At 65.6% G+C, this 13,395-nt stretch carries 14 protein-coding genes and 1 pseudogene; 7 read left to right on the forward strand and 8 right to left on the reverse strand.

The features are described from left to right. Positions 1 to 84 precede the first annotated feature (84 nt). Positions 85 to 1,059 (forward strand): annotated as a pseudogene (locus ACAG24_RS22420) (ankyrin repeat domain-containing protein); the annotation flags it as partial. Here the strand turns inward: ACAG24_RS22420 and ACAG24_RS22425 are convergent. From ACAG24_RS22425 to ACAG24_RS22435, 3 genes are read right to left on the reverse strand one after another with little or no spacing between them, the layout of a single operon-like run. Then, positions 1,037 to 2,011 (reverse strand): SIS domain-containing protein, encoded by a 975-nt coding sequence (locus ACAG24_RS22425; protein WP_370474475.1) that lies wholly within the window; start codon positions 2,009 to 2,011, stop codon positions 1,037 to 1,039. The pseudogene ACAG24_RS22420 and the gene ACAG24_RS22425 overlap by 23 nt on opposite strands. Next, a complete protein-coding gene (locus ACAG24_RS22430; protein WP_370474474.1) occupies positions 2,008 to 3,210 on the reverse strand; it encodes a glucosamine kinase in 1,203 nt (400 codons plus the stop codon). Before ACAG24_RS22430 ends, ACAG24_RS22425 begins: the two co-directional genes overlap by 4 nt. Then, the gene (locus ACAG24_RS22435) at positions 3,203 to 4,522 is read right to left on the reverse strand and encodes a glycosyltransferase (protein ID WP_370474473.1); all 1,320 of its coding nucleotides are present in this window, start codon (positions 4,520 to 4,522) and stop codon (positions 3,203 to 3,205) included. Before ACAG24_RS22435 ends, ACAG24_RS22430 begins: the two co-directional genes overlap by 8 nt. Before the next feature lie 74 nt (positions 4,523 to 4,596). Here ACAG24_RS22435 and ACAG24_RS22440 point away from each other — a divergent pair, with 74 nt between their 5' ends. Further along, the gene (locus tag ACAG24_RS22440; protein WP_370474472.1) at positions 4,597 to 5,421 is read left to right on the forward strand and encodes an alpha/beta fold hydrolase; all 825 of its coding nucleotides are present in this window, start codon (positions 4,597 to 4,599) and stop codon (positions 5,419 to 5,421) included. An 84-nt stretch (positions 5,422 to 5,505) separates the two neighbouring features. Here the strand turns inward: ACAG24_RS22440 and ACAG24_RS22445 are convergent, their stop codons facing one another. The 3 genes from ACAG24_RS22445 to ACAG24_RS22455 form a co-directional block, all read right to left on the reverse strand. Next, the gene (locus tag ACAG24_RS22445; RefSeq protein ID WP_374150794.1) at positions 5,506 to 6,357 is read right to left on the reverse strand and encodes a PHP domain-containing protein; all 852 of its coding nucleotides are present in this window, start codon (positions 6,355 to 6,357) and stop codon (positions 5,506 to 5,508) included. Positions 6,358 to 6,378: 21 nt separating this feature from the next. After that, positions 6,379 to 6,774, reverse strand: coding sequence for a nuclear transport factor 2 family protein (locus ACAG24_RS22450; protein WP_370474470.1), 396 nt, complete (start codon positions 6,772 to 6,774; stop codon positions 6,379 to 6,381). Between the two features lie 213 nt (positions 6,775 to 6,987). After that, positions 6,988 to 7,497 (reverse strand): GAF domain-containing protein, encoded by a 510-nt coding sequence (locus ACAG24_RS22455; RefSeq protein ID WP_370474469.1) that lies wholly within the window; start codon positions 7,495 to 7,497, stop codon positions 6,988 to 6,990. Positions 7,498 to 7,671: 174 nt separating this feature from the next. On the opposite strand from ACAG24_RS22455, the gene ACAG24_RS22460 reads away from it, so the two are divergent. The 5 genes from ACAG24_RS22460 (at position 7,672) to ACAG24_RS22480 (ending at position 11,216) form a co-directional block, all read left to right on the forward strand. After that, positions 7,672 to 8,580, forward strand: coding sequence for a manganese catalase (locus ACAG24_RS22460; RefSeq protein ID WP_370474606.1), 909 nt, complete (start codon positions 7,672 to 7,674; stop codon positions 8,578 to 8,580). 99 nt (positions 8,581 to 8,679) lie between these two features. Next, entirely contained in the window at positions 8,680 to 9,828 is a 1,149-nt protein-coding gene (locus ACAG24_RS22465) for a zinc-dependent alcohol dehydrogenase (RefSeq protein WP_370474468.1), read from the forward strand. Between the two features lie 16 nt (positions 9,829 to 9,844). Beyond that, on the forward strand, positions 9,845 to 10,429 hold the full coding sequence (locus ACAG24_RS22470; protein ID WP_370474467.1) for a hypothetical protein: 585 nt from the start codon (positions 9,845 to 9,847) through the stop codon (positions 10,427 to 10,429). Between the two features lie 156 nt (positions 10,430 to 10,585). Then, positions 10,586 to 10,861: a hypothetical protein gene (locus ACAG24_RS22475; RefSeq protein ID WP_370474605.1), complete on the forward strand. Its 276-nt coding sequence runs from the start codon at positions 10,586 to 10,588 to the stop codon at positions 10,859 to 10,861. Positions 10,862 to 10,880: 19 nt separating this feature from the next. Further along, positions 10,881 to 11,216, forward strand: a complete 336-nt coding sequence (locus tag ACAG24_RS22480) for a DUF8129 domain-containing protein (protein ID WP_370474466.1) — start codon at positions 10,881 to 10,883, stop codon at positions 11,214 to 11,216. An 8-nt stretch (positions 11,217 to 11,224) separates the two neighbouring features. Here the strand turns inward: ACAG24_RS22480 and ACAG24_RS22485 are convergent, their stop codons facing one another. Together ACAG24_RS22485 and ACAG24_RS22490 are read right to left on the reverse strand one after the other, a co-directional pair. Next, positions 11,225 to 12,829, reverse strand: a complete 1,605-nt coding sequence (locus ACAG24_RS22485) for a phytoene desaturase family protein (RefSeq protein WP_370474465.1) — start codon at positions 12,827 to 12,829, stop codon at positions 11,225 to 11,227. Next, positions 12,819 to 13,295, reverse strand: coding sequence for an SRPBCC family protein (locus ACAG24_RS22490; RefSeq protein WP_370474464.1), 477 nt, complete (start codon positions 13,293 to 13,295; stop codon positions 12,819 to 12,821). The genes ACAG24_RS22485 and ACAG24_RS22490 overlap by 11 nt, the downstream gene beginning before the upstream one ends. Positions 13,296 to 13,395: the final 100 nt, after the last annotated feature.

Here is a 13,395-nt window from a genome sequence, read left to right on the forward strand (position 1 = left end):
CCTACCGCCGGCGCCCCTGTCGACCGGCCGTAACGCCAAGACGTCGTACACTCCGGCATGGCCGACAGCTCGCCCGACGATTCGGACCTCAGCGTCGACCCCGCCCGCGTCGATGAAGAAACCTTGTCGGGTGCGGACCGATACTGCGCCCTGTCCGTGCTCCGCTACACCGACACCGACGCGCAGCCGCGGTGGGCGGCCGCGCGAACCCTGCTGGCCGGCGCGCCTGAACTGGTCGACGGCCACCTCTGGGCTGCTGCCACGGCGGCCGACCCGAATGCGTTGGCACGCCAACTCAGTCGAGGTGCCCGGGTGACGGAGAAAGGTGGACCATTCCGGTGGGAGCCGCTGATGTACCTCTGCTACGGGCGCAGTGCGCACGCATCCCGCGAGCAGACGCTCGCCGCGGCGACTCTGCTGCTCGACGCCGGCGCCGATGCGAACGCGGGCTATCTGTGGCGAGGCTTGCCCACCCCGTTCACCGCGCTCACCGGCGTATTCGGCGAAGGTGAGCAGGGGCCGCGTCGTCAGCCCCGCCATCCTTTCGCCACCGACCTGGCCACCCTTCTCCTGGAGCGGGGTGCTCATCCCGTCGATCACCAGACGCTCTACAACCGCATGTTCCGTCGCGACGACTCTCATCTGGAGTTGCTCTTCGCGCATGGTCTGGCCGACGCCGGTCCCAGCCCGTGGGAACACAGGCTGAGGGAGTCGATGGAAACCAGAGCGCAGATGTGGCAGCGGCAGATTCGCTGGGCCGCCGACCACGGATTCGCCGAGCGGCTCGCGCTGTTGTCCCGCCATGGCATCGACACGACGGGAGCTGCGCTGATCGTCGCGCAACTGCCCGATGATCCCGACGCACGCGACGACACCGGCGCGACCGCGCTACATCATGCTGCGTGGGACGGCGACGTGGAGCTGATCGGCCGCCTGCTCGATGCCGGGGCTGATCCGACGATCACCGACGCAAGGTTCGACGCGACCCCGCTGGGCTGGGCCGAGCACGCCTACCAGAACGAAGCAGCCGACGTTCTCAGACCTCTGACGCAGCGGTGAGCCAAGCCCGGGCTGCGATGAGTTCCGGTACCAGAACCTCCGTGAGCAGCGCGACGTCGTCGTCCGAGTCGTGGGGATACCGCAGGGTGTATCCCGCACCCGGTACGTCACCACCGACGGCGACGACGGTGCTTCCACGCGCCTCGGTCCATTCAGCCATCTGCGATTCCCACGGCGATCCGGCGAACACCAGCAATCGGTAGTCGGTCGTCTTCGTGAGATAGACGTCGACATGGCTCCAATCGCCGGTCTCGCAGCCGACCGCCGGACGGCGCGGGCCTTCGCGCAGCATCAGCGCACCTTGGTGCGCTGAGCACAGCCGGTGCGCGGGTGCCGCCAGGTGGGTGCCGGATGGTCCGAGAAGAAGTTCGGAAATGTCGGGGCACCAGTCGGATTCACGGTCGAGCAGGTGCGCGGACGCTTCGGCGGCGGCGCTGACGGTAGCAACCACGCTGTCCGTGCTTGCGCCGGTCAGATGGCACTCCAGGGCGAGCAGCAGCGCCAGCGTGTGCTGGTAGCTGCGACATGCAACGCCGCCGACCTCGGCTTCTGCGTCCAGTGTGACGAGTGAGTCGGCGCGTGTCGTGATCGTCGAATCGGCCGTATTGGTCAGCGCAACGGTGGCGACGCCGGCGGGCAGCCGGGACAGCGCGTCGAGGGTCTCCACCGAAGTGCCGCTGGCCGACGTGGCGACCACCAGAGTCCCTGCGCCCCAGCCGGGAAGCAGACGAGACGAGGCAAGCTCGGAAGTCGCCATCAGGCCGTGCGAACGCATCCTGGCCGCCGCGATGTTCGCGGCGTACGCCGAGGAACCCATGCCGAGAAGGACCACACGCGCGGGGCCGGACTGCACGACCTCAGACCACGGGTTTCGTGCTGCCAGCGTGCGTGCCAGCCGTTCCAGCACTTCCGGCTTGCGGCGCAGATCCTCCAAGAATGCATCGGGTTTCATCTGTCGGTGCCTTCCTCGAAGAGCGCGGGCAGGGCGGCGTCGGGAACATACATCCATCGGGGCAGATGTTCTGCCGCATATACCATTTCGCGCATCACCTGCTGAAGCCGCAACGCGCGCAGCGGGCGGGGGTCGTACAGACGTGCGTGACCGAGGGTGTCGAGCTGGTGCACGTATGCATCCAGAAAGGAGTCGCGTGCGGCTGCGTCGACTGCGGCCAACGCACTCGGCTCCAGAACGGTGTACTTGGCCGCCACAATGGCCACGTGTGCCAATGACTGCGCCATTCCGGCGACGTCGACGACGGTAGGGATCGGTAGGCCTCGCTGCGACGCGGGAAGTACCGGATTGCCGTCGAAATCGGTGACGACGAACCGCCCGCCACTGAGTAGCACCTGCCCGACATGGAGATCACCATGACCCTCGATCGCTGACACGCCGGACATACCTTGGAGGCAGTCGAGCTCCGCCAACACCTCGTGACGATGGGCTTGCAGGACCTGGCCGCTGGTCGACTCCGAGAGAGCGCACGCCCTTTCGAGGAGATCGAGTGCGTCCCGGTGCCACCGGCGCGCATCGTCTGCTGACGCTACGGATTCTGTCGGGGCCAGCGCCGCATGCAGTTGCGCGATCAAGGCGCCGACATCGGCGGCCGCGGTGGTGATCGGTTCGATCGCGCCGCAGGATGCCGCCGAGGTCACCAGCTCCACTGCCCAGGTCCACCCGTCGACCGCTCCTGGGAGGTACTCGTCGACAGAGACGGCGAGCGTCTCGGCACGGCCGGACGGGTGCCAGGTGACCAAACCCCAAGGTGCGGGCATGCCGGTGAAGCCCGCGTCGCGCAGGGCGGCAACGCGTACGGGTGCGGGGTGCGGCCCTTCCTGCAGATGAGTCGCCCATTTCACGACAGCTTTGTCGCCGACGATCACCGACTCGTTGGTCTGGTCGACCCCCATCGCCCGCTCGCTGACGGCCCTCTGTGCGGACCACGAACGCACCGTGAAATTCCCTCGTGTCTGTGAACCGGGCTGCCCGGCAAGCAGATCCAGGACTGCCTCGGCGGTGCCGTCACCTGGCTCCGCGCGGTGCCATCCGACGCCGTCGCGGACCATCGGTAGTGCGGAAAGCGTGGTGCCTTCGCCCGTGATCGACAGCCGGTAACCGTCACCGAGATCGAGCGTGTCGACGACCTCAGGCAAGTGACGTCCGGTGTGCCAGCCCGACCCGTTCGATCACGTCGGCGCCCACCCGCAGCCCGTCGCGGGCTCGTACCGCCTCACCGATTGTGGAGAGCCGGCGCCGCAGGTCGCTGTCGGCCAGCAGCTGTTCGACTGCACCGGTCAGGTCGGCGTCGGTGGACGCGTAGGTGTCGAGTCGGACGCCGTATCCGAGTTCGTCGATGCGTTGGGCGTTCTCGTACTGATCCCAGAACAACGGCAGAATGATCAGCGGCTTACCGAAATGCAGCGTCTCGGTCACCGTGTTGTTGCCACCGTGTGAGATGACCAGGTCTACCTGAGGGATCACCTTGGTCTGCGGCAGCATCTGTTCGCCGACCATGTTGTCGGCCAGGGTGATTCGGTCGGCCTGCGGTCCCTTGCTCACGATGAACCGATGACGCGTGGTGCCGAGAACATCGACGAGCCGCTGCATGAGCGCGACGTCCGCACCGCCGAGGGAGCCGAGAGACAGGTAGATCAGTGCGCTGTCTTCGGGACGGTCGGCGACTTCGTCCGGCACGACGTATTCTTCGTCGTTCTCGCGGACGCTCGAGTCCATCCGCGTCCAGCTCTCATCGAGTGGCCGCGCCTCGCGATAGTCCGCCTCGGCGGGGTAGACGTAGAGGTTTGCCGCCGTGGCGCGTGGCATGAACTCGAGATCGGGGAGTGCGTCGGCCCCCTGTGCCTGAACCCAGCCGTTGAAGTCGGCCCACATCGCGCGGTGGGTTCGCTCGAATTCGGCCCGGTATGCGTCCCACTCGCTGCGATCGGCACTGGGCAATCCCGAGAAGGGCGGCGGCACATCGGGTCCGAGGATCTCCAGAGGACTGCAGGACACGATACGCACGAACGGGGCGTCCGCGGTCGCGAGCGCGGGGAAGAGCACGACGTTGTCTTCGACGATGACGTCGGGGCGGTGCGTCGAGATGATCTCCCGCAGGCGAGGTTCGCAGTACTTCGCTCCGTCGATCAGTGCTTGATATGTCGGCTGGATGAAGGTGGCCAGCTGATCGATCGTCGGCTTCCGGAACTCAGGTGAGGTCTCGGCGATGAAGTCGGTCCAGAACTTTCCGGGGTCCTCGTCCTGGGCGCCCTCGGCGGGCTCGGCGAGGTCGACGAGTTCTTCGATGAAGCCGAGCGCGGAGAGCTTGCCCGCCCACGAACTCTCAGCCGCGAAGACGATCGAGTGTCCGCGCTCGCGCAGGATCGAGGCCAATCCAATGCACTGATTGGTCGGTCCATAGGCCGACTCCGGCCAGAACATCACCGTGAGGGGTTGCGCCGCCGCCACATTGTTCCCTTCTGTTTCGATGACCGTGGTTGCGAAGGTACCCCTCCTTTGCAGTTCAGGCGTACTGTCGCCGTATGCCCACGATCACCACCGGCGACGGCGTCGAAATCTTCTACAAGGATTGGGGATCGGGGCAGCCGATCGTCTTCAGCCACGGCTGGCCGTTGTCCGGCGATGACTGGGACGCGCAGATGATGTTCTTTCTCGGGGAAGGGTTCCGGGTCATCGCACACGATCGTCGCGGACACGGGCGATCCAGTCAGGGAGCCGACGGTCACGACATGGACCACTACGCCGACGATCTCTCGGCCGTCGTCGAGCACCTCGATCTCCACGACGCCGTCCACGTCGGGCATTCCACGGGTGGCGGCGAGGTGGTGCGTTACCTCGCGCGCCACGGCGAGAGTCGGGCATCGAAGGCGGCGATCATCGCGGCGGTGCCGCCGCTGATGGTGCAGACCGAGGCAAATCCGGGGGGTCTGCCGAAATCTGTGTTCGACGATTTCCAGCTGCAGGTCGCGACCAATCGCGCGGGTTTCTACCGCGCGGTGCCCGAGGGCCCGTTCTACGGATTTAACCGAGACGGCGTCGAACCCGTCGAGGGCATCATCGCCAACTGGTGGCGGCAGGGGATGCAAGGCGGCGCCAAGGCGCACTACGACGGAATCGTGGCGTTCTCGCAGACCGATTTCACCGAGGACCTCAAAAAGATACACATTCCGGTCTTGGTGATGCACGGCGACGACGACCAGATCGTGCCCTACGCCGACGCCGGCCCGCTGTCGGCCGAGTTGCTGCCGAACGGAATTCTCAAGATGTACAACGGCTTTCCCCACGGCATGCCCACCACGCATGCCGATGTGATCAACGCGGACCTGCTGGAGTTCATTCGCTCCTGAGGGTCCGTGGGCTACGAGAACCCCGAACGCCACCTACTGCCCCAAGACGAAAAACCCTAGCCGGTGGGCTGGGTTTTCGCCCGATCAGCGTCGCCAGAAATCGTAGCGGTCTCGCCCTGGGCGGAATCCCGCAGCCTCGACGATGTCGACTGCCACGTCGAAAGCGTCTCCCACCCGCGCCGGCGCATGCGCGTCGCTGCCGTAGGACACCGCATCCCCGCCCTCCTCCCACCACCACCGGATCAGTTCGACGGAGGCGAGCGGTGATCGCGTGTTGATCTCCAGCGCACGCCCCGAGCCGGCGAGACCGCGAAAGACCGTGCGGTAGTGCTCTTCGAAGTGTGCTTCGTGATAGGCGCCGGCTCGATCGTGCGGCCAATACCTTCGCGGATAATCGCAATGCGCAAGCACGGTGAACAGGTCGCAACCCTCCACCAGGGTCACCATGTCGGTGAAGTACCGATCCATCAACTCGAACGGATCGATGAGCTCGAACAGCTCGGCATTGACCCATTCCAGCTTTCCCTGCAACGGAATTGCGTGGAGGCTGCCGAGCACTCGCTCGAAACGGCCCGCGTCGAGCACGCCCGCGACGCTGGCCGGAAAGTAGTGCGGTTCGCCTGCCTCGATGCCCGAGAGGATTCGCAGCTGCGGGAACATGTCCCGGCAGCGCGATATGTCCGCGGAGTAGCCGGCGATGTCGAGGGGCGCGACACCCGGTCGCTCGCCGACTTTCAGAGAGTCGGGCCTGTCACCCGCAGCCCACTGGGTGAAATCGACGTGCTCAGTGAAGGCGACCGCGGGTATGCCTCGCTCGATCGCCGACCGGCACTCGAGCTCCATTGTGGAGGTTTGGGCGGTATCCCAAGACCATCGAGAGTGGACGTGGTTATCCGAGGGCAACATCGGCACAATCGTTTCACGACCGAGCATCATTGCGCCGCCGCCCGCGCAGGCTCAGCCGCGTTCGGTTGCCTCTCGCTGAATGCGCTCGAACTGTGCGCCCATCGCGTCGGCCAACGCGGTGGCTGCCGACAGCGGCCGCACCATCACGATGAAGTCGTCGATCAGACCGTTGTCGTCGAGGTGCAGAAAGTCGCAACCGGTGATTTTCTTGCCGTCTACCGTGGCCTCGAACATCAGCGCATGGTCGCGCCCGTTGGTGTCGGCGATCTCGCGCACGTAGCGGAAATTCTCGAAAACGCGCATGACGCCGCGCAGGATCGCCGCGGTGATCGCCTTGCCCGGGTACGGCTTGAACGCCACCGGGCTGGTGAATACGACGTTGTCGGCCAGCAGCGCTTCGATCGCAGCCTCGTCGCGCGCTTCGACGGCCTCTCTGAATGGATGCACCGCACACCTCGTCTCTTCTGTCAGGTAGGCGTCCTCGCCGACGTGATGCAGAGACGGTATCTCGTCGTACCGCGGCGACAGTGCCGGGCCGGTCTCATCGAGCTGGTCGCCGGGTCGCTCTAAATGTGTGGACTTTTCACTCGTGCAGCGGCTTTCGTGGCCTTCGGGCACGAAGGCGGTCGCGTACTTCTGGCCCTGCCTTCCGCAGCTGACTCACACCGCTATGGCGGGACGCGAGAGGAATCGCTGACACGCATCGATGCGATGTGCCACGCGCGCAGCGGATTCAGCGAACACACCCGCATCCGTCGAGCTGAAGGCAGTCGGGTCCGATGAGAACACGCTGACGGTTCCGATCCGGCGCTCGCCCGCATGGAGCGCCGACGTGAGTACAGTCTGGATGCCGAGGCTGCGCGCGTGTGCAAGCCAGGCCGACCACTGGGCGGAGCCGGCCAGTGTCTGCGCCACGACAACACCACTGTCTCGCCATGCTGACGAGCATGGATTCTCGGGCATCCGTTCGCAGAGCGAACTGAGCTCTTCCCCGGTCCGGTTGGTCGCCACAGACGTGATGCGACGGCCGTCAGTGGTCAGCAGGCTGAGGGCGCAACCGGTCGCCATGGGCAGCAGCGCGGCGCAATGGTGTGTGACTTCGTGGAGCAGCGATGTCAGGGGCGCGACCGTGGGGGAGGCGACTCGTGCTGCAGGCAAGGTGGTCGGCATTGCGCGGCGATACCCGTGGAGCACCTCATCAAACGCGAGCCGGCGGCGGCGATAAATTGCGTACTCGAATCAGGTTTATCGCCCACGACAGGGGTATCTCGCTCGAGCCTCCGGTTGAGTCATTGCCGCAGCGTCGACCGCTTCCCAATTGTCAAAGCGCGTTCTGGAGAACCTATGTTTCGTCATACCGACTACATGCAGTTCGATGTCAAGCCCGAGAAGCCAGATCCGGTGTACGCCCGCAAACTTCAGGAATTGTTGGGGGGCGCATTCGGCGAGATGACAGTCACCATGCAGTACTTGATGCAGGGCTGGAACTGTCGCATGAAAGGCAAATACAAAGACCTGATCATGGATATCGCGACCGAGGAGATCGGGCACGTGGAGATGATCGCCACGATGTGCGCGCGTCTGCTCGAGAGCGCGCCGGCAACCGATTCCACCGAGAATGCCCTCGGAGACCCTGTGGTCGCCGCAGTGATGGGCGGCATGGACCCCCAGCAGGCCATCATCTCCGGCGGGGCTCCCACACTTTCGGACAGCCAGGGATCCCCGTGGAGCGGCAAATACATTGTCGCCTCGGGAAATCTGCTGGCCGACTTCCACGCCAACGTCGCCGCCGAGGCGCAAGGTCGTGTGCAGACCGCACGTCTGTGGCACATGACCGACGATCCGGGTGTGAAGGCGATGCTGAAGTTCAACCTCGCACGCGACACCTATCACCAGAACATGTGGTTGGCAGCCATCGAAGAACTGCAGGCAGACGGTGTCGAGGGCGTGGTGGCGCCGAACGATCTCTTCGACGAAGAATTCGAGGAGCACGCCAGCACGCTCTGGCACCTGTCCGACGGCGCGGATTCCGACAAGGGGCGCTGGATCGGCCCGCTACCCGACGGGCGCCACACCGGCCGCTTCCTCGCCGACCCCCAGCCGCTCGGCGACCGGCAGTCCGGTCCGCCTCCGGATCCGAAACTCTACTGCACCTATGACGGCGGAATGGGGGAGCCGCGAACGCCGGCATTCGGTACCGAGAAAGGGCTGATGGGCAAGCTCAAAGATGCGGTCGATCCCGACAAGACATAGGGGTCGGCACAGGTCAACCCTGCCGGGGCGGGGCGTCGTCAACGGTCTGCGCGGCGCCCCGTCCCACCCTCCTCCGGCAGCGAAAAAGGACAAACAAGCATGAAAGCGATGGCCTACCGGGGCCCTTATCGAATCCGGCTGGAAGAGAAGAACTTTCCGCGAATCGAACACCCCAACGATGCGATTGTCCGGGTTCAGCGGGCGGCGATCTGCGGGTCGGATCTGCATCTGTACCACGGACTGATGCCTGACACCAGGGTCGGGCACACGTTCGGCCACGAGTTCATCGGCGTGGTGCACGAGATCGGTCCCTCCGTCGAGAACATCGCGCCGGGAGATCGAGTGATGGTGCCTTTCAACATCTTCTGCGGGTCGTGCTACTTCTGTTCCCGTGGCCTGTATTCCAACTGTCACAATGTGAACCCGAACGCGACCGCGGTCGGGGGCATCTACGGTTACTCGCACACATGCGGCGGGTACGACGGTGGCCAAGCGGAGTTCGTTCGCGTGCCGTTCGCGGATGTGGGCCCGGTGCCTATTCCCGACTGGCTCGACGATGACGATGCCGTGATGCTCACCGACGCACTGCCGACGGGGTACTTCGGTGCCCAACTTGGCAACATCGCCGAAGGCGACACCGTGATCGTGTTCGGCGCCGGCCCCGTCGGCCTGTTCGCGGCAAAATCCGCGTGGCTCATGGGTGCCGGTCGAGTGCTTGTCGTCGACCATCTGGACTTCCGACTCCAGAAGGCGGCGACATTCGCTCACGCCGAAACCTTCAATTTCAGCGAATACGGCGACATTGTCGTCGAGATGAAGAAGGCGACCGGCTATCTCGGTGCGGACGTCGTGATCGACGCCGTCGGGGCCGAGGCGGACGGCAACCTGCTGATGCACGTCACCTCGGCCAAGCTGAAGCTGCAAGGCGGTTCGCCGATAGCGCTCAACTGGGCGATCGACTCCGTCCGCAAAGGCGGAACCGTGTCGGTGATGGGCGCCTACGGCCCGATGTTCAGCGCCGTGAAGTTCGGTGATGCGATGAACAAGGGCGTCACCATCAACGCGAACCAGTGCCCGGTCAAGCGGCAGTGGCCTCGGCTGCTCTCGCACATCAAAGAAGGTTATTTCTCGCCGAGGGACATTGTCACACACCATATTCCGTTGGAGGAGATCGCCGAGGGCTACCACATGTTCTCTTCAAAGCTCGATGACTGCATCAAGCCGGTCATCGTCTTCGGCAACGACTGATAAGGACTGGAGAACCATGGCCACCCCCGCAGACAGCGTCCCCGTATATACCGCGGCACATCCACCGACTCCCGGCAGTGACGAACTCCGGGCCCGTATCCCCGGGTGGGGTGCCGATCTTGACCCCGAGGACAGGCCGTCGGTCCCCAAGCTGCGCCATGATCTCGATTCCGGGGCGCACTGGGATTTCCCGGATCGTCAGGCCGAAACGACCCCGCGCGAGAAGTCCATCGAACACCGATTCCTGACGCCCGTTTTCGGTACCGCGCAGCCTCTGCGTGGGCTCTCCGGTGCTGTCCGGAGAGCCGCGTATCGATACAGCGAGGGCAGAGCGGCCCACTGGCTGATCTTGCTGCTGGGCGACCGGATAGACGTGCTCGAAAGCCGAATTCTCGCCGCCCTTTCCGGAAGACCGGACAGGATGATCGCCGAACTCGGACTGCGCGCCGAGATCACCCGCGGCGGCAGGCGGTCGCGGTGGGGAAGAGGACGTACGGACGTTCAGCACATGTGGATGGATCCGGTGCTCGTCGCAGGACCGTGGTTGGTCCTCGGTGCCGTCGTGGCACGGCTGGTGCGCCGCCGCCGCGGCCGTCGATAGTCGCTCCGCCATGTCACGTCGGCGACATCAGATGCGTAAGGGTTTAGCGTCTGCGGCTCCGGCTATGTTTCGGGTGAACCGCATAGCGAGGAGACCGACGTGAGCACCGACGACGCCGGCGGAACCACCGCCAACGACCTGGGTGGAGCCGACGACATGCTGAGCCCGATGGAAGCCACTGATTCCGACGAAGTACGCAACGCCGACGGCGACGAGGTCGTCGATCCTCCTGACGACTGGAGTGGCGCCGACAAGTTCGGCATGTCTTCCGAGGAGGAGCGGCAGGGCGAGTCACTCGATCAGCGGCTCGCCGAAGAGGAGCCCGACGTGACCGTCGACGCGAATCCGCCGGGCGGGTCGGCAAGCGAGGGTGGCGAGCAGATCGACGGTGCGCCCGAGGACGGCGACTCTCTGTTCCCCGTGGTCGAGTAAAGGAAGAAGGCGCACTTCGATGACAGAGTCCGGCAATCTACCACTGCCCGATTACGACCAGCTGACGCTCGGGGATCTGCAGCACCGCATCCGGTCACTCGACGCACAACAACTCGAAGTGGTCCTCACTTACGAGGCCGGGCACGCTGCGAGGGTCCCCGTGCTGGAGATCCTGGAGGCGCGCGCTCGTGAACTCGACGGCGGTGCCACCCCCTCGGCGGGGGACCCTCGACGCGCGCCCGGCGTCGAATCGACCCCGGGCCGCTCCTCTGTGCAGGAGTCCACTGCGGCCGAGGCCACCAGCCCGCTGCGTCACGGTGTCGCGAATCAGACACCCAATCGGGGCCTCCCGTGATCGCCGCGTCAGCCGAGTAATAGCCGGGAGGCGGCTCGATTGAGCCGCCGGCGGGGCCAGCCTGTCGGCCCGTCGGTGGCCAGCGCGGCCCTCGCGGCGTTTCGTCCGCAAATGCCGTGGACTCCGCCGCCCGGCGAGGCCGCGGCGCTGCCGAGAAAGACGTTGTCCAGTGGGGTCTGTGCTCTGCCCTGCCCGGGCAGCGGGCGAAAAATCAACTGCTGGAACAGTTGGGAGGTACCGCCGTTCACGGCTCCTGCGTGCAGATTCGCGTCGCTGCGCTCGAGATCCGAGGGGCGTTGGATGACCTTGCCGACGATGCGACGGGTGACGCCGGGAGCATGCCGCTCCAACACGTCGTCCACGGCGGCGGCGAGCTCTTCCGCTGCGGCGTCGTCGGAGAGACCCCGCGGCAGATGCGTATAAGCCCAAGCGCTTTCGGTTCCCGCAGGCGAGCGGCTCGGATCCGCTGTCGTCATCTGGCCGAAGAGCAGGAAGGGGTGCTGCGGCACGGTGCCGGTGTTGAGGTCAGCCATCCACCGGATCAGACCGTCGTGGTCGGCGCCGAGATGCACGGTACCCGTCTCGGAAAGACTCGGCGATCGCCATGGAATCGGAGCATTCAGCGCATAGTTCACCTTGAGCACCGGGGTGTCCCATACGAACCTACTGAGATCGCGGTGGCGCTGCGGCAAGACGCCGGAAGGCAGCAGCCGCTGGTAGAGCTGGGGTGCCGACGTGTCGGCGATGACGGCGCGGCGACAGCGGACGATGCTGCCGTCGGCGCAGCGAACAGCGGTGGCGCGGTGGCCGCTCACATCGATTGACGAGACCTCGCGGCCGCACTCGACGCGGGCACCCGCCGCGCCGGCGCGCCGGACCAGGGCTTGTGTCAGTTCGCCCGCTCCGCCGACCGGGACGGGGAACCCGCCGTCCTGGGCCAGCATCATCATGAGGTAGCCCATGACACCGCTGCCCGGCGCGTCGACGGGCACATCGGCGTGCATGGCGTTGCCCAACACCAGCAGGCGTGCTGCGTCGCCGTCGAACAGGTGTCGGGCCAGTTCTCCTGCGGGTAGGAGCAGGAGATGCGCGAGCCGCAGGGCGTCAGCGGAACCGATCCGGCGCAGCAGGCCGGCCGGTCCGCGCACCGGGGGAAACGGCGCGAACAGCGTCTCCAACAGAGGTTTCTTGATGCGCTGGAAGAATTCGCACACCTCGAGCCAGCGGTCACCATCTCCGGGCCGGCGTCTGTCGAAGTCTGCGGCGGTGCGGGCGATGTCGCGGTAGATGACGGGTGCGTCGTCATCCTCGGCCGAGCGGGCGTGTCCGACGACCGCGGGAGCGTGGGCCCAGCGCAGACCGTGGTCTTCGAGCGAAAGTGATTGCAGTGCAGGCGATGCGGTGGACAACGGATAGAACGCGCTATAGAGATCGCTGACGTAGCCGGGCACCAGTTCGGCGCTCTTGACAGCGCCGCCGGCCTGGTTTTGAGCTTCCAGCACCACCACGTCCCAGCCGGCATCGGCCAGCAGCGCCGCCGCGACAAGGCCATTGTGACCGGCGCCGATGACGACTGCGTCGGCGGTGACCCTTTCCGCGACGTCAGACGTCATCTGAGGTGCGGCGCTCGGCTATCGCGGCGAGCCGCCACGTGGTCTCCTTGTTGCGCGGGAAGACCCCGGCGAGGGCAATCGGATCGGGCAACCACTTCATCGGTGCGGACACAGGTACCTCCGCCATCTCGATGATGCAGCCCCCACCTTCGCGATCGTGCAGCCGCAGCGTGATCCGGGCCTTGCCGAATGGGCGCCCGTTGGCGATCAGGACGAGTTCGTCTTCCGGAGTGCACGATTCGACGACGGTGCTGTCGTTGATGAGGGCAGGCCAAACGCCGATCGAGTGGTGGATGGTGCTGCCCGGTTGAGGCCAACGCGGGTCCACTGCCCGCATCCGGCTGTTGCCGACGACCCACTGGGAGTAGGTCCAGCCGTCGGCTATCACAGCCCATACCTGCTTTCTGGACGCGCTGGTCTCCCGCCGCACAAGCGGTGCACTGTGTATTTCGTCAGGTTCTGCCACTCTGTGCGGCTACCCGGCCGGGCGGCGGACAAACACGCCAGCCGGTTCTGTTGACGGCGACACCCGGGCGGCCGGCTCGGTCGTACCCGTGTTTCGATAG

Source organism: Mycobacterium bulgaricum, from assembly GCF_041287165.2.
GTDB lineage: Bacteria > Actinomycetota > Actinomycetes > Mycobacteriales > Mycobacteriaceae > Mycobacterium > Mycobacterium bulgaricum.